The following is a 20,083-nucleotide window of genomic DNA, read 5'->3' as shown; positions in this document are numbered from 1 at the left end:
CGGTTTCGCGGGTTCGTTTGCCGGTCTTGCGGTTGGCGTGGGTCCGGGCGAGTCGCATGACCTCAGCGGCGCCGGGGAACCCCGATGCCCGTGTCGAGTTCGGTCGCTTTCAGGGTGCAGGCGCCCTGGCGGCCGTGGCCGCGTTCTCGAGTCACCGACAGGGAGGGAAGGTCTTTCCAGGGAAGTGACTTCACTCGTTTCCTTAGAGGGCATTTGATCTAATTGATGGTGTTTTGTCCGTTTCAATTGCTCCTGGTAATTTGATCAAGTGTCCGGCGTGTCTACCCAGCGACCTCTCCGATGCCCAGTGGGCGTTGATCGAGCCGACGTTGACGGCCTGGCGTGCCGCGCGGCGGGGACCGAGCGTAGCGGCGCAGGTGCATGATCTTCGCGAGATCGTCAACGCGATCCTGTACGTATGCCGGACCGGCATCGCGTGGGCGTACCTGCCACATGATTGCCCGCCAAACAAGACGGTCTATGACTACTACGCGAAGTGGGAGGTCGATGGAACAACCGAGACAGTGCATGATCTGTTTCGCCAACGGGCTCGGGTTGCGAAAGGTCGTGCGGCCACTCCAACCGCGGCGATCACCGACTCCCAGAGCGTGAAAACGTCGTTCAATGTCGGTGAATCCAGTCAAGGGATTGACGCGGGCAATTATCTGGGTTTGTCGGTTATGCCGGGCGGGCTGGATAGGGACTGGTTGATGGTGGTGCAACGGGGTGATTTCCCGCCATAAGATCAGGTGAACCGATGCCGTGAAAGCGGACGTGTGCGGTCTCCTGCGTTTTGAAGGAGGCGAGCACATGGTCATGGATGGTCGGTATCCGGTGCGGATTTCGGGGCCGTTGGCTCCGCTGGTGCATGAGTTCCGGTTAGAGCTGGTTCGACGGGTTTCACACCGCGGTCAGCGCAGGACAGCTCCTACGTGCTGGCGCATTTAGTCGTTAGCTGGAACGCGAGGTCTTGGCCGCGTCGGAGTTCACTGCGGCACAGCTGGATGATTTCGTTGCCGCGCGGCAGACCGCTGGTTATCGGCGCTGGGTGACCGGCCGGTCGTTGCGGATGATGTTGGGCTATCTGCGGGAGGTCTGCGCGAGCCCGCCCGAGGAACCTGGCGAGGTCGAGTGCCCGGTCGAGAAGTTGGAGCGCTACCGCGTTTATCTGCGGCGCGAGCGGTGGTTGGCGGAGTGCACGGTTCGATTGCGTATTGACTTCGCCCGGCGAGTTTCTCTCGGCGCAGCTCGTTGACGGGATGTCTGCGGCTCGACCGACTGGAGCCGGCGTCGGTGATCGGGTTCGTCATGAGAGCGTCGAGGCGGTATGCGACCGGGTCGATGAAAACGGTGACTCCGGCACTGCGGTCGCTGCTGCGTTCCTGTTCGCAACCGCGGCCGTTGACCGGGACTTGGCGGAGGTGGTGCCGTCAGTGGCTGGGTGGCGGTTGAGTGTTCTTCCATCCGCAGTGAGTGCCGACGTGCTGCCGGCGTTGTTGGACGGTTGCGATCGGATTACGGCCGTCGGAGGCCGGGACTTCGCCGTTTTCCTGTTGCTGGCCCGTCTGGGCACTCCGCGAAGGAGGTCGCGGCGCTGCGCCTGGAAGATGTGGACTGGCGCAACGGTGAGTTGGTGGTCCACGGCAAAGGCGTCCGGATCGACCGACTACCGCTTCCCATGGACGTCGGGGCCGCGCTGGCCGACTACCTTCAGCGCGGACGACGACCGTCCAGGCACCGGGAGATCTTCCTCCGCACCTGTGGCCCGGACACGCCGATGGCCCGCCAGTCCGTTGTCATGGTGCCCCGCTGTGCCTCGCGCCGCGCTGGCGTCCCCGCCGTTTCCGCCCACCAGTTACGGCATCGCGCCGCCTGCCAGGTGCTGGCCGGTGGCGGGTCGCTGGCCGAGGTCGCCCAACTACTGCGCCACCACAGCGAGGACACGTCGGCGATCTATACGAAGGTCGACATGACCGCGCTGGCTTCGGTCGTGCGCGCCTGGCCGGAGGCAAGCGACCAATGAACCGGATGCGCGAAGCCGCCGAGCGGTATCTGGCGATCCGCCGGAGCATGGGCTACAAGCTGAAAGTCGAGGGCCGGATGCTCGGCCAGTTCAGCGGTTTCCTGGAGCAGCGCGGCACTTCCTGCCTGACCGTCAAGGCGGCGCTGGAGTGGGCCACCCTACCGGCCGAGAACGATGCCCAGTGGTGGGCAGCCCGCTGACGGTCGCGCGAGGGTTCGCCCGCTTCCTGGCCACGCTGGACGAGCACACCGAGATCCCGCCGACAGACCTGCGCTCTATGACCCTGCGGCATTCCTTCGCGGTCACCACCACGTTGGCCAACTAGTCCTTCATCAAGTCGATCAAGTTACCAGGAGCAATTGAAACGGATAAAACACCATCTATCTAGATCAGCTGTCCTCTAAGGATCGACGATCACCCGGGCCATACCCGCGTCGTATCAACCGTTATCGTGCGGACGCTCGTTGCGCCGCAACTTTCGGCTCATGTCGCGATCCCGGAGGATGGGTTGCCGTCAAACGGTGGCGACGTCGTCGGCTCGCGCCGCCTTCGCGACCGCGGCGCTGACCTCCGGCGCCACCCGCGGGTCCAGCGGGCTGGGCACGATGTGGTCCGCGCTGAGGTCGTCGGCGGCGACCGCCGCGATCGCCTCGGCCGCTGCGACCTTCATGCCGTCGGTGATCTCGCGCGCCCCGACGTCCAGCGCTCCCTTGAAGATGCCGGGGAAAGCCAGCACGTTGTTGATCTGGTTCGGGAAATCACTGCGACCGGTGGCGACCACCTTGGCGTGCCGCCGCGCGATGTCCGGGTGGATCTCCGGGTCCGGGTTGGAGAGCGCGAACACGATGGCCTCGCCGGACATCGTCGCCACGAACTCCTCCGAGAGCTGCCCGACCGAGACCCCGATCACCACGTCGGCGCCGCGCAGCGCCTCCGCGGGCCCGCCGGTGATGCCGCGCGGGTTGGTGAACTCGGCCAGTTCCTGCTTGATCGGCGTCAGGCCGTCCCGCGCGGAGTGGACCACCCCCCGCGAGTCGAGCACGATGATGTCCTCGACACCCGCGGTGTGCAGGATCTTCGCGCAGGCCACACCGGCCGCGCCCGCGCCGGAGATCACCACCCGCAGCGAACCCAGCTCCCGATCGACGACCTTGGCGGCGTTGCGCAACGCGGCCAGCACGACCACTGCGGTGCCGTGCTGGTCGTCGTGCATGACCGGGCAGTCCAGCGCCTCGGCGACCCGGCGCTCCAGCTCGAAGCAGCGCGGCGCGGAGATGTCCTCCAGGTTGACCGCGCCGAACGACGGGCGCAGCCGGACCAGGGTCTCCACGATCTCGTCGACGTCGGTGGTGTCCAGCACCAGCGGGATCGAGTCGAGTCCGGCGAAGGTCTTGAACAGCGCCGACTTGCCCTCCATCACCGGCAGGGAGGCCCGCGGCCCGATGTCGCCCAGGCCGAGCACCGCCGTGCCGTCGCTGACCACGGCCACCAGCCGTTGCGTCCAGGTGTAGCGGTCGGCCAGCGCCGGGTCGCTGGCGATTGCGCGGCTGACCTGCGCCACGCCCGGGGTGTAAGCGATCGACAGATCCCGCGCGGAATCCAGCGGCGCGGTCACTCCGACGGCGAGCTTGCCGCCCTCGTGCGCCGCGAAGATCTCCTCGTTGGTCAATTCGGCACCGACTCCGCTCGCGGTGCTGTCGTTCACGGTGGTCACGGCGTCCCTCCTGTCGCCCTTGCTGTTCTCATGCGTCGTTACGGCGCTGGCGGCCAGCAGTCGGCGGGCGACCATCATTTCCTCAGAATTCTTTCGAAAAGCGGTGCGAGCCGCATGCAGTGGGGAAATTCAGCTCGCACCGACGCGGCTTCTCAAACTGTCCGCATCCAAGCGTGTCTCGACGTGGTGACCGATGCTATGGAGCGCGCTGCGCGGTACGCCCTCAGATTTCGTCGAAATCGAGGTCCCTTGTCTCTGGACCGGCTACCGCGCCGAACAAGATGAGGAGCGCACCGGCGAAAATCAGAACACCGCCGGTGTAATTGAATGGGATGAAACTGCTCAACCCGGCCTGGTAAAAGGCGTAGAATGATGGAGCTACTACGGAAAGACTGTACGCGAGGCCGTAACCGGTTGCACGGACCGAGGTGGGGAATCGCTCGTTCAGGTAAGCTGGCAGCACGCCCCACGGTCCCACCACGAGGAAAACGATCAACATACTCGTGACGACAGCCCAGGTAGTGCTGTCTGCCGCAAAGCTCACAAGGAGAAAGTACAGAATGGTTGCGAAGGTAGCCATGAGCGTCGATGCCCAGATAAGAAAACGTCGTCGACCGACTCGCTGACTCACCACGGCTGCCACGACGTCCACCGGCGCGAGCAAGAGGTACGCGATGACCAGAACGACGGTGGTCGTGCGACTTGACAGCCCGACACCTTTATCGCCCAGCAGGATCGGCAGCGCCGCGGCGACCGGCTGAAGTGAGAGCCAGAAGCCCGTCATGAGCAGGAAAACCTGCCCGAATGATTTGGCGTTGTCGCCCGCGAACAGCTGCTTGATCGGCGAGGACTTTTTGTCCCGGTTCGAGGCGAATGCTTCGGGCTCATGCACCGATCGCACGTAGTACACGACCATTGCGAATGTCAGCAGTCCACCGATGACGAACGGGATCCGCCATCCCCATTGCGCGTAGTCCGATCCCGACCCTCCTGACGGAATCAAAAAGAGGAGGACAAGGGTGATCAACGAGACGGCGACATAGGCCAATGGGAAGCCAGTATTGATGATCCCGCCGTACAGACCGCGCTTCTCCCGCGGCGCCGCTTCCATAGCCAACGGATTGGCTCCGGTGTACACGCCGCCGAGAAAGACGCCCCCGAGCAGCCGGATTCCGATGAAGAGGACCAGGCTGGTGATGCCGATTTGCTGATAGCCGGGCAATAGGGCAAGCGTCAGCGTCGCCACCCCAGCGCCGCTGAGCGCGATGACTGTCGTGCGTTTGCGGCCAGCTGTATCAGCCAGCCAACCGAAGATCATCGCGCCAATCGGACGACCGATCAGGGTTGCAGCAAAAATCATCCCGCTGACCATGGTTATGCCGCTGGCGCCGAGATCGGCGTGAATAAAATATCCGATCGCCGGAGCCAGCGCCACGACTGGCAGGTAAATGTCGAACAAATCGACAAAGAAGCCGAACCAGGCACCGATCAGCGCTTTCTTGGCGTGTCCGTGCGGTCCACCAGGTGCTGTCGCCAGCGTGACGGCTGGCGTATCCGTATCGACGACAGGGAGATGGCTTTCATCTGCCATGGGCACCTCGCAAGTTGAAGATGCAAAGAAGATCTACGTGGGCCCACCGCGTTGACCACTTCTTTCGTCAGCGGATCAGTCGGCTTCCGGGCCATGCGAAGAATTTGTAGGCCCGAGGGCCCACCCAAACGTGATGCTTAGTTTGTGGCGGGAGCGCAGGTGCGTCAAGAGGGTGATATCGCTTTTTTTAAAAACCCCTTCTTGCGTCCGTAGTCGCCCGCCCGCGACCTGCGCCGCTGCTCACGACGTCGACACGACTGCCATCGACGAGCGGCCTGGGCAGCGGGCTCGCACCCAGCGAAACTGGACAGCATAGGGACTACCCGGCAGCTGAAAGCCGCTTGGGCAGCGCTCCAGGCGAACTGATCGAGCTTCTAGTTGGGCGCTTGTGCGGAACGGGGGCTGTGATCCACCTGCAGCGCACCTTGCGCAGCAGGCTGTGCGGGTCCGAAGAACATGCCGTACCAGCCCTGAGTCACGATCAGGGCCGCGTCGTCCAGCGATACGGCCTGCTGACGGACCTGCTCCTGGGCGTACCAAACATAGGCGCACTGCTCAACCATGCATGCGGCCGCCTCCGCGACCAACTGGGCCGGCCGACCACCGATCTGGTTGATGTTGTGCTGAACACGCAGCGCCTCGACGAACCGATCGATATGCCGGTTGCGCATGTTCCACCAGAACCCCCGAAACCGGGCATCGACGTTCGCCGCTTCGATTAAGGCCCGCATCACGTCCCGGTTGGCGTGGTAGTGCTCAAGGTACCCACGGTTGGCGTCGAGGAGCGCATCGAAGGGCGTGTTCCGGAAGCTGTGCTCGGTGGTGCCGCTCGCCTGGTACAGCTCTTCGTGAATGTCACCGACGAGCGCCTCAAAAACGTCTTCCTTATTGGTGAAGTACCGGTAGAGGCCCCCCAGCGAGACGCCCGCCTCTTCGGCGATCCGGCTCATCGTTGCTCCCACGTAGCCGTCCCGGGCAAAGACTCGGCGGGAAGCCTCGATGATCTGCGTCCGCGTCCGCTTGCCTTTCGGGGTCGTAGGCATTGCTGGCACGGACTACCTCCAGTTCGGGTGCGGTGGCACTCTCACGGGTAAAGCCCGCAGCGCCGGTCACGGCACTGCGACTCCAAGTCATCTTACGACGACGGGCTCCAGGAAGCGACATACCCCTCGAAAAAAAGCGACGTCGCTATCTTGACTTCGCCGTGAGGCCATCCCAGGATGAGGTCAACGACATGACGCGCACCGCTCGACAGCAGGTCAGCGTCCTTGCCTTGATCCCCACGTCCGACGCTCAGCAAGGAGGGGAATCGATGAGCGATACATCGCAGCATATTCGGCCGAGCAGCACGCCCTCGCCGCCTAAGGATGTCGGTCGCCGAGCAGGGTGGTCCGGGGAAACGCTGTTGACCCGCTTCGAACGACTTGTGGCCAGCGGGCCCGAGAGGCTGGCCGTTAAAGATGACGGCGGAGCGGCGCTCACGCGCCGCCAGCTCTGGCAGGAAGCCGGCCGCCTCGCCGGCGAAATGTCACGGCGCGGGCTCCGGCCGGGGGATGTTGTGATCGAGTGCATGCCGAACCGATCGCAATGGCAGACGGTCTTCCTAGCCTGCCTCCGGCTGGGCGCTGTACCGGCGACCGTTCCACTGACGACTGATGCCGCGACCCTCGGGTACCTCTGCGAACTCGTCAGCGCCCGCGGGATCGTGGCCCCGGTCCGACACCGCTCTCGTGCACTCGGCGACGAAATCGTGGCGGTAGCTCGCACAGCCGGGATCGACGTGACCGTCTTGCTCCTCGGCGATGACGAGGCGCAAATCTGGGAACACGTGCGCGGTGAACGTCCTGCGGCCCCACATGCCCCGGACGGGATGGCCCACTTGATGTTCACGTCGAGCACAACCGGCAAACCGAAGGCCGTAGTACACACCGAGGGCACTCTGGGCGCAGTGAATCAGGGGTTTGCCGAACGTTTCCGAATCGGCCGCGATGAGCCGATCTTCATGGCATCTCCGTTGGGCCACAGTGTCGGCGCCTGGCATGGCGCACGCCTGTCCCTGTTCACCGGTGCCCCCCTCCTGCTGCAGCAGCGGTGGGATCCCGAACATGCCCTGGCTCTGATCGAACGTGAGAAGTGCGCGTTTACCGCTGCAGCAACACCATTCTTGAAAGACCTCATCGAAGCTGGCCCGGACGATCGCAACAAGTTTGGGGGCATGAAAACATTCCTCTGCGGAGGTTCCCCCGTGCCTCCGGCACTCCTGGATGCGGCGACCGCCTGTTCACCGGAGACCTTCGTCAGCGCGCTCTGGGGGATGACCGAGGGTGGTGTGACCACGAATCTGCCCGGCGATCCAGCAGAACGCATTGCCAACACAGCCGGCGTGGGCTTGCCCGGGCTGCAACTGCGCACGTTGGACACCAGCGGTGCGCCCACAGAGCCCGGGGTCGAGGGGGAACTTGCGATGCGTGGGCCAGGCGTGTTCGTCGGGTACCTCGGCCAGGACGATCTCTATCGCGAGTCGCTTACCGAGGATGGCTTCTTGCGCACCGGAGACCTAGCGCGGGTCGGGCAGGACCGCTACCTAAAGATCACCGGCCGACTGAAGGACTTGATCATCCGGGGCGGGGTGAACATTTCCCCGGTGCCTGTGGAGAACGCGCTGTCCACGAATCCGCGCGTGCACCGGGTCGCGGTGATCGGCATCCCCGACGAGCGGCTCGGCGAGCGCATTTGCGCGGTCATCACCGCTGCCGGCGATCCGCCTACTCTGAGCGAGTTGTTGGACTGGCTGCGTGACTGCGAAGTGCCGCAACGCCTATGGCCCGAACATTTGCACGTGGTCGACGACATGCCGCAGACCGCTGTCGGCAAGATCCGCAAGGCCGATCTGCGGGAACGAGTCAGAAGGGAGTTGCCATGAGTGCGCAACCAACGGCATCGGGCAATGCGGGCGCAGTTCGTCTCACCGATATCGACGTGCGTTATCGGCGCGCCGGAGACGGCCCTTCCGTGGTGCTCGTCCACGGTCTGGCCGAGGACCACACCACCTGGCAGCGCCAACAGCACGATCTCACCGGGTTTCGGACGTTTGCCTACGACTTGCGCGGGCACGGTGGTACGTCGCTCGGCTACGCCGATGGCAGCGTCTCGCAGCTTCGTGATGACCTGATCGCGTTCCTCGATAAGATTTCCGGGCCTGCACTGTGCGTGGGATTCTCCCTTGGCGGGACACTCGTGCTCGCCGCAGCCGCCGAACGTCCCGACCTCGTAACCGGGGCCATCGTGCTCGGTACGTCGACCGTTGTCGGTCGTGCAGCAGCCGCCTTCTACGCCGACCGCATCCACCTAGCCCGCTCCGGTGACAAGGACCAGATCGTCGAAGCCCTGCACGAGGATACCGCCGCTGCCATAACCGATCCGTCCGTGGACGTCGCGGCGATCACCGCGCAGCGCTTGTCCGCGATCGGCAGCGGGGCAGGCTACATCAACGCAGCGAGCGCCATGGCCTCCTTGCGCGAGAACCCGCTGACACCCGTACTGGCCGCAGTGCGTTGTCCCGTCGAAATCGTTGGTGCTGACGGGGACACGTTTTGCCCGCGAAAAGCCGCCGACATCATCGCAGAAGCTCTTCCAAGCGCTACCTACCAGGAAATACCGGCGGCGGGCCACCTCATGAACATCGACAACCCCTCCGGGGTGACCAACGTCGTGCGAACCGCACTGGAAAGGATGAGCTGACATGGATCGATGGGGTTTATCCATGGGAGTTAGCCCGCGCGAGCCGCTGCGCAATGTCGGAGACCTGGCAACAGCAGCGGAAGCGAGCGGTTTCGAAGCGATGTGGTTCATCGACTTCCAGCTCGGGATGAAGGACGTCTACGCCGCGATGAACATCGCCGCGCTGGCCACCGAGCGCATGCACATCGGTTCAGCCGTGACCAACTTGGTCACCCGCCACCCGACGGTGACGGCGAATGCGACCGCAGCACTGGACGAGCTCTCCGATGGACACGCGATGCTCGGGCTCGGCGCGGGTTGGTCGGCCGTCTACGGAGCCGGTGGACAGCCTTCCAAGCTCGGTGACCTGCGACGTGGAATCGAGGAATTCCGGCAGCTGTTCACCGGCGAGAAGGTCGATCTCTACGGGACACGACTGAACCTGGCCACCGCCAGGCGGCAGATCCCGATCTACCTCGCCGTCTCACAGCCCGGCATGCTGCGGCTGTCCGGTGAGGTGTGCGATGGCGCGATCTTGATGGGTGCCGCCGATCCCGAGTTCTGCCAGTGGCAGCTGGACTACATCTACGAAGGTTTGGATAAGGCCGGCCGCGATCGCTCAGAACTGCTGATCGACCTCGTCGTGACGATGAGCATCGACGACGACGAGGAGAAGGCGTTAGGGGATGTCCGGGCGTGGGCTACTAGCCAGGCCGCCACCTTTGATGTGTGGAAGCACATGCCACCGGCGTGGGAGCGGTTCCGGCCGGAATTCTCGGCGGCCAACCAGGGCTACCACCTCGTCGATCACCTGTCGCTGCGCGCCGGCCACAAGCAGTTGGTCAGCGACGATTTCGTCCGTTCGGTAGCGCTGGTGGGGACCGAAGAGCGCTGCATCCAGCGACTACGTGAACTCGCTTCCCTGGACATCGACCGGATCACCTTTGCGCTGCTCTCCGGTGGTCGGCGCCGGCGCCTGGAGCAGTTGGCGCAGCGCGTGATTCCAGCTGTGACGCGTGCCAACGCCTAACCCCGGACGAGACGCGATGGGAAGCAGGATCACCATGGAGATTCGCAAGGTCGCAGTCGTCACGGCTGCTGCGGGAGCCGGAATCGGGGCCGCTGTGGCGCGCCGACTGGCGGCAGACGGATTCGACGTCGTCATCACCGATGTGCACGAGCGCCGCGGCAAACAACTCGCTGACCAGCTGAGTTCGGAGTACGGGAGACCTTTCCTGGCACGCGAGCTCGACGTGACCGACTCGAAGGCCGTCGAGGACGTCATGGGCGCCGTCGTCGAGCAGCGAGGCCGTCTGGACGTGCTGGTGAACAACGCTGGCTGGAGCAAGATCGAGCCTGTGGCCGAGATGGACGTCGACACCTGGCACCGCTGCCTGGATGTCGACCTCAACGGATCCTTCTACGCCATGCGCTTCGCCCTGCCGCACATGATCGAGCAAGGCGAGGGCGCGATCGTAAACATCAGCTCCATCGCAGCCTGGGAGGCCAGCACCGAACACGGCGCGGCGTACTCGGCCGCCAAAGCCGGCGTACTGGCGTTGACCCGGGTGGCGGCCGCGGAGAATGGCCGGCACGGCATCCGCGTCAACGCGGTCGCTCCCGGACTGATCTACAACGATTTCCTCCGCAAGATCTATCCGGACAGCTTTTTCGAAGGCTATGCGGAAAAGCGTTCGCTCGTCGGCCGAGTCGGCCAGCCCACGGATGTCGCCGCACTCGTGTCGTTCCTCGCTGGACCGGAGTCCGGGTATGTCACCGGAGAGGTGTACGGGGTGAGTGGAGGTGTGTTCCCTCATGCCTGAGGTCTCGCCGGCGTATTGGCCGATTCGCCGCCTTATCCGGGCATTTCGCGATCGGTCGCTGAGCCCGACCGAGGTCATCGATGATGTGTTTGACCGCATCGAGGGCATCGACGACCAGTTGCACGCTTACATCACGGTGACCCACGAGGTGGCCCGTGAACAAGCGGCACGGGCGGCGGAGGCGTACCGCGATGGCGAAACGGGACCACTACTCGGTGTTCCCTTGTCCATCAAGGACGCTTTCCACATGCAGGGCGTCGAAACGACGCTGGGTTCACTCCTGCACCGCGGACAAGTCGCCAAGCGCGACTCGGGAGTAGTACGGCGCCTACGTGCAGCCGGCGCGGTGTTCACAGGCAAAACCAATACCGCGGAGTTCGGCCAGTCGGCCACGACGGACAACCTGCTCGGGGCAGATACGGCCAACCCATGGGACACCACGCGCACTCCCGGCGGGTCGAGCGGAGGTGCCGCTGCGTCAGTGGCGGCAGGGATGGCGAACGTCGCAGTAGGTTCCGACGGCGGCGGCTCCGTGCGCATCCCGGCCGCGTTCTGCGGACTGGTAGGGCTCAAGCCCACTCGGGGGCTGTGCCCGGACGAACATGGGTTCCGAGCAATGACCGACTTCGTGAGTCCAGGACCGCTTGCTTGGCGAGTCGACGACGCGCGAATCGTGCTCAGCGTGCTCGCCGACCATGCATTTCAACGACGCCCCGCACCGCAGGGCCTGCGGATCGCGTGGTGTCCTGCCCCGGAGAACCGCCCGGTCGACCGCGATGTCGCCCAGGCGGTGGCTCGTGTGGCGGACCTGCTGCGGGCCGCAGGACACCACTTGCAGCAACGAGAGCTGCCAATCTCCGGTTGGCAGGGGATTTTCGGCCCGCTCGTGCTGGACGACGAGCATCGCGAACGCGGACACCTCATGTCCGCTGCGAGCTCTCAGCTCACCGACTACGAGGTCGCATCACTGGCGGCGGCGCGCAAGATGCACCCGGCCACGGTCGAGGCCGCTCATCAGGAATTGGTTGGCTACCGCCGCCGAATGGCGAGCCTGTTCGAAGAGTTCGACATTGTGCTCACCCCGACGAACGCGGTTCCGGCATTCCCACTCGGGAACCGGCCTCACTCCATCGACGGTCGGCCGGTGGGCGCTTTGTGGGGCGCCTTCCCATTCACCGCTCCATTCAACGTGGCGGGCACGCCCGCCATTACCATCCCCTATGGGCAGGCCGGTGGGCTTCCGATCGGCGTTCAGCTCGCAGCCGCGCCGTACCGCGAACAGGTCTTGCTCGACCTTGCGGAAGAACTGGAGACCGCGATCGGGTTCGACACATCGAGCGTTGTCGCCCGCTGGTCGCAGCCGTCACCTGTCAGCGGAGCAGTCCAATGAGCGGACAGGTGATTCAGAACAGCACCAACGGCGTGCACTTCGTGTCCATCGTGGTGCCGCAACGCCGCAACGCCCTGTCCCGCGACGTTCTCGCCCAGTTGCGCGAAGCGTTCACCGATGCCCCATCCGGTGGGGCTGACGCTGTCGTGCTTAGCGGCGGCGGTGGGGTGTTCAGTGCAGGCGCGGACTTCTCGGACCTGACAGGAACAGCTGCTGATCTGTCGTTCGACGACGATCTGGAAGAAACCGTGGCGGCAATCCGGGCAACCTCCGTCCCCGTCTTGGCTGCTGTCGAAGGACCGTGCATCGGCGCAGGGCTAGAGATCGCCCTGGCATGCGACATCCGGGTTGCTGGAGCTGACGCCTGGCTGCAACTTCCCTCCGTGCGTATGGGAATCCTCTACAACCCCCTCTCGATCGCACGACTACACCGCACGCTCCCCCGGGATACGTTGACCCGATTGCTTGTGCTCGGGGAGCGATTCACGGCGACGGCGGCAGCTCACGCAGGTCTGATCAACGAGGTGGTTCCCCGAGGCGAGACCCTCACGAGGGCGACTGAGATCGCGGGAAGGTTCGATCAAGTTCCTGCAGAAGCCCTTGCGCGGACGAAGGAATTGCTGTCCGAACTCGACGACGGCAGCGTCGACATGCAACGTTGGCGGCGCGTCCGAGCGCAATTGCTCGACTCTGCCGAGCGTCGAAACGCGGTCGCCGCAGCCCGCCGCCAGCACGCCTGAGTCCTGGCTGCCAGGCCTGTGCTCGTACGTTACTTCTCGCAGATTGGCGGTCGTTACCACGATGAACACGACGAACTTGCCGGAACTCCCCCATCTCGTGGACTACGACCTCGGTACTCGAACTGTCGAGTACTCCGAGGCCGACGCCATCCTCTATGCGATAGCTGTAGGGGCCCGCGCCACTGATCTGGACCTCGTGTACGAACGCCGGTTGCGAGTTCTGCCGACCTATGGCCTCGCGCTCGGTCTCTGGGCAGTGGAGGCTGCGGGCAGTCTTGGCGCGTACGACCGACTGCGCTCCCTCCACGCGGCACAGCGACTTGAGGTGCATGCCCCGCTACCTTCCTCATGCACGCTCGAATTGCATGGGCGGGTCGCAGCGGTCTGGGATAAGAAGAAAGCCGCCATCGTCGACATCGAGGTCAGCTGTCCGCAATTCACCGCCGTGTACTCGATCTTGATCCCTGGCGCCGGGGGCTGGGGCGGGGAACGTGGTCCGGCGACCGAGCACCGTCATGAGACGAGGACATCGTGGCGCGGCGAGTACTCGACAAGCCATGAGTTGGCCGTACTATACCGCCTCACCGGCGACCGCCATCCTGTCCACATTGACCCGGAAGTTGCAGCAGAATACGGTTTTGCCAGGCCTATCCTGCACGGACTATGCACTCTTGGAATCGTTGCTCGCATGCTGGCCGAGGCCGCCGAAGCACATCCCTGCGATCTGACCATGATCGAGGCTCGGTTCGCCTCCCCTTTTCTTCCGGGAAGCACGCTACGTCTTGCCGCCGAACCGAATGAGGACCCCATCGGCTTCGAAGCACTCGCTGGTGAAGCCAGGGTGATCAGCCATGGTCGTGCCGCTTTCGGAGGAAGTGCGGATTGACCCGGCCCCATCCATCACGGTTCTCGATCATCGCGAAGCGCGAGCAGGGTCAGGAGAATCAGAATCGAGATCCAGATCAAAGAGGTACACTATGCGAAATCCCAGCATTGGAATTGTTGGCGGCACTGGCCCGCAGGGCAAAGGGCTCGGCTACCGATTTTCCCGAGGAGGCCATCAAGTCATCCTGGGGTCGCGATCCCCGGACAAGGCCTCGCAGGCAGCCGACGAGATCAATTCACGAACAGCTCGCAACCCGGCAGTTTCGGGGTGTACCAATGCGAAAGCGGTCGAAAAGTGCGATGTTGTCCTCATCGCCGTTCCGTGGGACGGTCACGCGGAACTCCTTGAGGAGCTGCGGCAGCAACTGGCCGGCAAGATCGTGATCAGCTGTGTGAATCCACTCGGTTTCGACGAGCAAGGGCCCTATGGACTTGAAGTACCCGAGGGCAGTGCCGCTGAGCAGGCTGCCGTCTTGCTACCGGACAGTCGGGTCGTCGGCGCCTTCCACCATGTATCCGCCGGCACGCTGTGGAGTGAAAAGGCGAGTGCGGGCCACGAGGACGTGCTCGTCTGCGGCGATGACCAGGAAGCCAAACGCGTCACCCAGGAAATCGCCCGGGTCGTGACCGGCAGACCGGGCGTGGACGTCGGACCGCTGCGTCTGGCTCGTCAGCTCGAACCGCTGACCGCGGTGTTGATCTCGATCAACAGCCGCCACAAGGTGCGTTCGGGAATCTCCATCGCCGGCCTTCCAGAAGCAAAACGATCAGCCTGACCCCCTGTGGCGTAGCCGAAGCGAAGACGGAGACCTTCTGCCAGGCACAAACAGACTTGAGGAGATACCAGCCGTGAAGCGCGATTCTCGAGTGACGACCGCCTCGGCAGCCGATCAGCGCAGTGCGCAGCCATCGAGTTCTGCGATGCGGCGCGCACTGCGGCGGGCCGAAAACGCGGCGAACTTGGACGTCATCGAGACCGCAACGCTGCTTGCCGCCCGCGACGAGGACTTGGCGAGACTGCTACGTGTTGCGGCGTCCCGACGCGATGCGCATCTGGAGTCCGAAGGTCGAGCAGGCTTGATCACCTACAGCCCGAAGGTCTTCGTGCCGTTGACCCGGCTGTGTCGCGACCGCTGCCACTACTGCACTTTCGCCACCGTTCCGCACCGACTTCCTGCCGCGTTCCTCGAACGCGAGGAGGTCGTGGAAATCGCCCGAGCCGGCGCCGCACAAGGCTGCCTCGAGGCGCTTTTCACGCTCGGTGACCGCCCAGAGCGACGCTGGCAAGCAGCTCGTGACTGGCTCGGCGCCCGCGGCTACGGCTCCACCATCGACTATCTCCGCGCGTGTGCGGTGGCAGTTCTCGAAGAGACCGGATTGCTCCCGCACCTCAACCCCGGAGTGATGAGTTGGGAGGAACTCGCGCGATGCAGGCCGGTCGCACCGTCGATGGGGATGATGCTGGAGTCGACCTCCACGCGGCTGACCCGCCCCGGCGGTCCCCATCACGGATCGCCGGACAAAGACCCCGTCGCACGGCTGAGGGTGATAGACGATGCGGGCAGGCTCGCGATCCCGTTCACCTCGGGAATCCTCGTCGGTATTGGGGAGGACTTCACCGAACGCGCGGAATCGCTGCTCGCACTGCGGTCGGCGACTCGGCGATACGGCCACCTCCAAGAGGTCATCGTCCAGAATTTCCGCGCCAAGCCGGACACCGCAATGCGCGGCGCACCGGAAGTCGATTTCGACGAGTTCATCGCGGCGGTGGCTGTAGCCCGACTCATTCTGCCACCGGGAGTCAGCATCCAGGCTCCGCCCAACCTCGCCGGGGAAACCGGCGAAGCCAACTGCGACAGCGTCCATCGAGACCAGGCACTGCTGCTGCGCGCCGGAATCGACGACTGGGGCGGTCTCTCGCCGGTTACCCCAGATCACGTCAACCCGGAGCGGCCCTGGCCGGCGCTGGAGAACCTGCGCGAGGTCACCGCCGCGGCAGGATTCAGCCTCTCCCCGAGATTGACCCTCTACCCGCGCTACGCGCAGGCGGGGGCACCATGGATCGACCCGCGCGTGGCTCCCCACGTCGCTGCGTTGGCCGCTCAAAACGGGCTCGCCAACGATGCGCTCCCAGTTGGACGGCCGTGGCAGGAACCCGACGGTGGCTGGGAATCGACCGGACGTACCGACCTGGAAACCACGATCGACACGGTGGGCCGCACCGCCGACCGCCGCAGCGACTTCGATTCCGTCTACGGTGCCTGGGAAGAACTGCGGCCCCAAGCGATCTCCGCATCACCTGAAACGAGACGGCTCGCGCACCTTGCCACGGCAACCGACACGACGGCCTCAGCGGCGCTGCGTCGAGCCGAACTCAAACCGGCCTCGCTTCTGGATCCGTCGCACACTGACGAGGCGATGGCACTGCTGACCGCCGACGGTGACGCCCTCGAAGCGCTGTGCACTCTCGCTGACGGCTATCGTGCCCAGGTGGTAGGAGACAATGTCACCTACGTCGTCAATCGCAACATCAACTTCTCCAACATCTGTTACGTCGGATGCCGGTTCTGCGCGTTCGCGCAGCGCGAGCGTGATGCCGACGCCTTCAGGCTTTCGGCCATAGAGGTCGCCGACCGCGCTGCCGAAGCAGCCGAGCGAGGCGCCACCGAGGTCTGCATGCAAGGCGGCATCGATCCCGCGATGCCTGTGTCGGGTTACCTCGACCTCATCCGTGCAGTCAAGTCAAGAGTCCCGTCGATGCACGTCCACGCTTTCAGCCCCATGGAAGTGGTCACCGCTGCCGCGAAGGCCGGCGTGAGCATCGAGGAATGGCTGACGGGCCTGCGTGAAGCGGGCCTGGATTCCATGCCCGGCACGGCAGCGGAAATCCTGGACGACGACGTGCGATGGATCCTCACCAAGGGCAAACTGCCCGCCTCGACGTGGGTCGAAGTAATCACCACAGCGCATCGGCTCGGCATCCCGTCCAGCTCTACGATGATGTACGGCCACGTGGACCACCCCACCCACTGGCTGGCGCATCTACGGACCCTCGCCGAGGTGCAGGACCTCGCCCACGAGCACGGCAACGCTGGCTTCACCGAGTTCGTCGCACTGCCATTCATACATCGCAATGCGCCCATTTACCTGGGCGGAATTGCGCGCCCGGGGCCAACCGTGCGCGACAACCGCGCGGTGCACGCATTCGCGCGCTTAGCCTTGCACCGCCGCATCGACCACATTCAATGTTCGTGGGTCAAACTCGGCGACGAACTCACCGCCAAGATCCTGCAAGGCGGCGCCGACGATCTCGGCGGCACTCTCATGGAGGAGACCATCAGCCGGATGGCTGGCTCCACACACGGTTCGGCACGCACCGCCGACCAACTCGCCGACATCGCCGCGCGTGCGGGACGGCCTCTCGTTCAGCGCACCACCACTTACTCAACGCCGCCGAACACCGCAGAAATGCCGAAACGGACACCTTGATGTCTCCCAAGGCCCGAAATCAAGGAAGTTCCGACCAGATGACGCCTCCTGATGCCCCCAGCGCACTCGCATCGGTGACCGCGGCGCTTCGATCCGCCGCGACCAGAACGGCCGCGGTGTCGAGACTTCGTCGACGCTGAGAAATTCGGGCTCGGAGTACGGACCGCGGCTTGGTATCAGAGCGCGCGAGACATCCTGGCTCAGGCAAATCCCCGCCTTTGCTGGGAGTGTGCTGGTCCCGGTTGAGTGGCAACGGTTTGGCCGTCCGTTGTGGACACTAGATCATTAAGTTGACTGCTCCTTCTGGAACCACGCCGCGATCTTGGCTCGAGAGGTGAACCCAAGTTTGACAAGAATGTGTTCGACGTGGGCCTCGGCTGTCCTCCGGGCAATCACGAGAGTCTCGGCAATTTCCCTGTTGCTCATGCCTTGTGCGATCAGTTCGGCGATCTCGCGCTCGCGTGGGGTAAGCCGGGCCATGGGCTCAGCCGACAGCACTGCTGTCATTTTAGACGCGCCGAGCACCTCGTCTACGGCCTGTTCCAGCGTCAGGCTCGCGCCTTGGTCAATAGCGTCCTCGTAAGCCCGATCGCCGAGCGCGCGTCGTACCCGATCGGCACACTCGTCGTGATATCGGATGAAGTAAACGAACAACGGCCCACCAGATTCTCGATGGATCGCCTCTGCCATTCCGAACAGTCTGGCCGCTTCCTCGCAACGACCGTCGGTCGCCGCGATCCAGGCTAATGCCTCCAGACAGAGCCCCATGCAGATCTGGTCGCGAAAGTCGCGTTGCAACGCCAAGCTGTTCCGCTCCAACTCTTCGGCCTGTTTGTAGTCACCCTGGCGCCATGCCTCCACACCTAGGCCCCAGAGCGCGTACGACCGGCGCCATTTCTCGCCATGTTCTTCGCAGAGTGCGAGCAGATCTTTCCAGCAAGCCGTGGCTCGATCGGCTTCGCCAAGAAACGACAGGCAAACGCCGAGCAGGGTCAGTGCGTGAGACAAGCGCGGCAAGTCCCGTGTCCGCCGGAATTCGATGATGCCCTGCTCGCACAGCGCGTTTCCATGCTGGAAGTCATGGCGCAACATCGCGACCAATGCCTCGGACAATGTCAGCGCTGGTACGGCAGCGCTTGTTTCAAGTGCACTGGCAAGCTGCCGACCTTTCGCGATGAAACGTGTCGCTGTGTTCACATCGCTCTGCAGAAGTGCCAGGTAGCTCGCAGCCCCAAGATTGTTGAGCCGGAGAATGTTCGTACCGTCGCGCTGTGCGAGCAGCCGATCGAACCACCATCTGCCCTCACTTGTGAAACCGCTTACTCTCCAGTACTCGCGGAGAGCATCGGCCAACCGCATGCCGTTAGGACTCTCACCGTCCTCGGCAAGGCAGAATTCGAGGGCCGCGCGGATGTTGCCATGTTCTCGACGCACTCGGTGGGACCAGTCGGCCTGGTCCGGTTCGAACCAGTGATCCCGCATCTGCTCGGCTAACTGTTGGCACCAGTCACGGTGCCGCCTGCGCCATGTTGTTTCCTGTCCCGTTCGGCGCAGGATCTCTCGACCGTACTGGCGGGTTGTCTCCAACAGACGGTAACGTGCGTGGTCCGGGTCCTTCTCTCTGACCAAAATGGACTTCTCGATCAGCCCGGTGAGCGCGTTCAGTACCTCTGTACTGGTCAGGCTGTCGTCGGCGCAGATCTGCTCGGCTGCCTCCAAATCGAAGCTGCCGGCGAAGACTGAGGATCGTGCCCAGAGGAGCTTTTCCTTCTCGGTACATAGCTCGAAGCTCCAGTCAATGAGCGCGCGAAGAGTTTGTTGACGCGGTAGGGCCGCGCGATCGCCGGACGTGAGCAGCCCGAACCGATCATCCAGGTGACGGAGCACCTGTTCCGGCGAGAGCACGCGGACCTTGTTGGCGGCAAGTTCGATAGCGAGGGGAATTCCGTCGAGCCGTCGGCATATCCCGGAGATGGCTGACGCATTGCGATCGTCGATCGTGAAGTCCGGGACCACCGCCGCCGCACGGTCCACAAACAGTTGCACTGCCGCAAAGTTCATGAATCTGCGCCTGGGAACGGTCGTCTCCGCGTCGGGGAAGGTTAGTGGGGGTACGGGCAGGATATGCTCGCCACTGATCCCGAGCGGTTGTCGGCTGGTGGCCATGACGCGGAGGTTCGGGCAGGCTCGCAGGAGGGTAGCCACGAGGTCGGCGCACCCCGTTATAAGGTGCTCACAATTGTCGAACACAAGGAGAAGGTGCCGGTCTGCTACGTGCTGGGCGAGTGTCTCCGGGGTCCATCGTATGGCTTGATCACGCAGTCCTAGAGCCGTCACGACCGCTTGAGCGAGAAGTCCCGCGTCTTTTAAAGCGGCGAGGTCGACCAGCCAGACCCCGTCCGTAAAGGTGCGGCGCACCTGCCAGGCGACCCGTGTCGCCAAGCGTGTTTTGCCGACGCCTCCGACACCCGTCAATGTGACAACCCTGGAGCTTGACAGCTTGCGCTTGACGTCATTTACCTCCGCCCGACGCGAGACAAAGCTCGTTAGCTCGGCTGACGGCGCGGGAGGAAAGTTGTAGACGGGTGTTGCCGCCACCACGACCGTAGACTAGGCGGGAAAGCCTGCGTTGTCACCCTGGCCCGCGGGGCATCCTGGTTAAGGTCGAACCATTGGTTTCGTTGTGGGCGGTTCGTGGTCGCAATGTG

Annotated in this window: 18 protein-coding genes; 14 read left to right on the top strand and 4 right to left on the bottom strand. The window is 64.0% G+C overall.

Going from position 1 to position 20,083, the window contains the following annotated elements; genetic code table 11:
* The first annotated feature begins 233 nt into the window (after positions 1 to 233).
* The 5 genes from ACWDKQ_RS13800 to ACWDKQ_RS13780 all read left to right on the top strand — a co-directional run bounded on the left by ACWDKQ_RS13800 (position 234) and on the right by ACWDKQ_RS13780 (position 2,348).
* On the top strand, positions 234 to 743 hold the full coding sequence (locus ACWDKQ_RS13800; RefSeq protein WP_450139100.1) for a transposase: 510 nt from the start codon (positions 234 to 236) through the stop codon (positions 741 to 743).
* 227 nt (positions 744 to 970) lie between these two features.
* Complete coding sequence (locus tag ACWDKQ_RS13795; RefSeq protein ID WP_450139099.1) at positions 971 to 1,255, top strand: hypothetical protein; 285 nt, start codon at positions 971 to 973, stop codon at positions 1,253 to 1,255.
* Between the two features lie 249 nt (positions 1,256 to 1,504).
* Complete coding sequence (locus tag ACWDKQ_RS13790; protein WP_450139098.1) at positions 1,505 to 2,023, top strand: tyrosine-type recombinase/integrase; 519 nt, start codon at positions 1,505 to 1,507, stop codon at positions 2,021 to 2,023.
* Positions 2,020 to 2,223 (top strand): hypothetical protein, encoded by a 204-nt coding sequence (locus ACWDKQ_RS13785; protein ID WP_450139097.1) that lies wholly within the window; start codon positions 2,020 to 2,022, stop codon positions 2,221 to 2,223. Before ACWDKQ_RS13790 ends, ACWDKQ_RS13785 begins: the two co-directional genes overlap by 4 nt.
* Positions 2,208 to 2,348: a hypothetical protein gene (locus ACWDKQ_RS13780; protein ID WP_450139096.1), complete on the top strand. Its 141-nt coding sequence runs from the start codon at positions 2,208 to 2,210 to the stop codon at positions 2,346 to 2,348. The genes ACWDKQ_RS13785 and ACWDKQ_RS13780 overlap by 16 nt, the downstream gene beginning before the upstream one ends.
* A 189-nt stretch (positions 2,349 to 2,537) precedes the next feature.
* On the opposite strand, the gene ACWDKQ_RS13775 is transcribed toward ACWDKQ_RS13780, so the two are convergent.
* From ACWDKQ_RS13775 to ACWDKQ_RS13765, 3 genes are all read right to left on the bottom strand, one after another.
* On the bottom strand, positions 2,538 to 3,737 hold the full coding sequence (locus tag ACWDKQ_RS13775; RefSeq protein ID WP_450139095.1) for an NAD(P)-dependent malic enzyme: 1,200 nt from the start codon (positions 3,735 to 3,737) through the stop codon (positions 2,538 to 2,540).
* Positions 3,738 to 3,960: 223 nt separating this feature from the next.
* Complete coding sequence (locus ACWDKQ_RS13770) at positions 3,961 to 5,328, bottom strand: MFS transporter (protein WP_450139094.1); 1,368 nt, start codon at positions 5,326 to 5,328, stop codon at positions 3,961 to 3,963.
* 374 nt (positions 5,329 to 5,702) lie between these two features.
* A complete protein-coding gene (locus tag ACWDKQ_RS13765; protein ID WP_450139093.1) occupies positions 5,703 to 6,371 on the bottom strand; it encodes a TetR/AcrR family transcriptional regulator in 669 nt (222 codons plus the stop codon).
* A gap of 362 nt (positions 6,372 to 6,733) precedes the next feature.
* Between ACWDKQ_RS13765 and ACWDKQ_RS13760 the strand changes: the two genes are divergently transcribed.
* From ACWDKQ_RS13760 to ACWDKQ_RS13720, 9 genes are all read left to right on the top strand, one after another.
* Complete coding sequence (locus ACWDKQ_RS13760) at positions 6,734 to 8,251, top strand: AMP-binding protein (protein WP_450139092.1); 1,518 nt, start codon at positions 6,734 to 6,736, stop codon at positions 8,249 to 8,251.
* On the top strand, positions 8,248 to 9,069 hold the full coding sequence (locus ACWDKQ_RS13755; protein WP_450139091.1) for an alpha/beta fold hydrolase: 822 nt from the start codon (positions 8,248 to 8,250) through the stop codon (positions 9,067 to 9,069). The genes ACWDKQ_RS13760 and ACWDKQ_RS13755 overlap by 4 nt, the downstream gene beginning before the upstream one ends.
* Positions 9,070 to 9,091: 22 nt before the next feature.
* Positions 9,092 to 10,078, top strand: a complete 987-nt coding sequence (locus ACWDKQ_RS13750) for an LLM class flavin-dependent oxidoreductase (RefSeq protein ID WP_450139090.1) — start codon at positions 9,092 to 9,094, stop codon at positions 10,076 to 10,078.
* Positions 10,079 to 10,094: 16 nt separating this feature from the next.
* Positions 10,095 to 10,871 carry an SDR family NAD(P)-dependent oxidoreductase gene (locus ACWDKQ_RS13745; RefSeq protein WP_450139089.1) on the top strand — a complete coding sequence of 259 codons (777 nt, stop codon included), beginning with the start codon at positions 10,095 to 10,097 and terminating at the stop codon, positions 10,869 to 10,871.
* Positions 10,864 to 12,261, top strand: a complete 1,398-nt coding sequence (locus tag ACWDKQ_RS13740) for an amidase (protein WP_450139088.1) — start codon at positions 10,864 to 10,866, stop codon at positions 12,259 to 12,261. Before ACWDKQ_RS13745 ends, ACWDKQ_RS13740 begins: the two co-directional genes overlap by 8 nt.
* The gene (locus ACWDKQ_RS13735) at positions 12,258 to 13,001 is read left to right on the top strand and encodes an enoyl-CoA hydratase/isomerase family protein (RefSeq protein ID WP_450139087.1); all 744 of its coding nucleotides are present in this window, start codon (positions 12,258 to 12,260) and stop codon (positions 12,999 to 13,001) included. Before ACWDKQ_RS13740 ends, ACWDKQ_RS13735 begins: the two co-directional genes overlap by 4 nt.
* 61 nt (positions 13,002 to 13,062) lie before the next feature.
* Positions 13,063 to 13,887, top strand: coding sequence for a MaoC/PaaZ C-terminal domain-containing protein (locus ACWDKQ_RS13730; RefSeq protein WP_450139086.1), 825 nt, complete (start codon positions 13,063 to 13,065; stop codon positions 13,885 to 13,887).
* 91 nt (positions 13,888 to 13,978) lie between these two features.
* Positions 13,979 to 14,662 carry an NADPH-dependent F420 reductase gene (gene npdG, locus ACWDKQ_RS13725; RefSeq protein ID WP_450139085.1) on the top strand — a complete coding sequence of 228 codons (684 nt, stop codon included), beginning with the start codon at positions 13,979 to 13,981 and terminating at the stop codon, positions 14,660 to 14,662.
* 145 nt (positions 14,663 to 14,807) lie between these two features.
* The gene (locus ACWDKQ_RS13720) at positions 14,808 to 17,375 is read left to right on the top strand and encodes a bifunctional FO biosynthesis protein CofGH (RefSeq protein WP_450139084.1); all 2,568 of its coding nucleotides are present in this window, start codon (positions 14,808 to 14,810) and stop codon (positions 17,373 to 17,375) included.
* A gap of 285 nt (positions 17,376 to 17,660) precedes the next feature.
* Here the strand turns inward: ACWDKQ_RS13720 and ACWDKQ_RS13715 are convergent, their stop codons facing one another.
* Positions 17,661 to 19,973 (bottom strand): ATP-binding protein, encoded by a 2,313-nt coding sequence (locus tag ACWDKQ_RS13715; protein ID WP_450139083.1) that lies wholly within the window; start codon positions 19,971 to 19,973, stop codon positions 17,661 to 17,663.
* Positions 19,974 to 20,083 lie beyond the last annotated feature (110 nt).

It is taken from the genome of Saccharopolyspora sp. NPDC000995, assembly GCF_053599315.1.
Note: the sequence above shows the minus strand (reverse complement) of the source record. Positions and strands in the feature narration are given on the sequence as shown.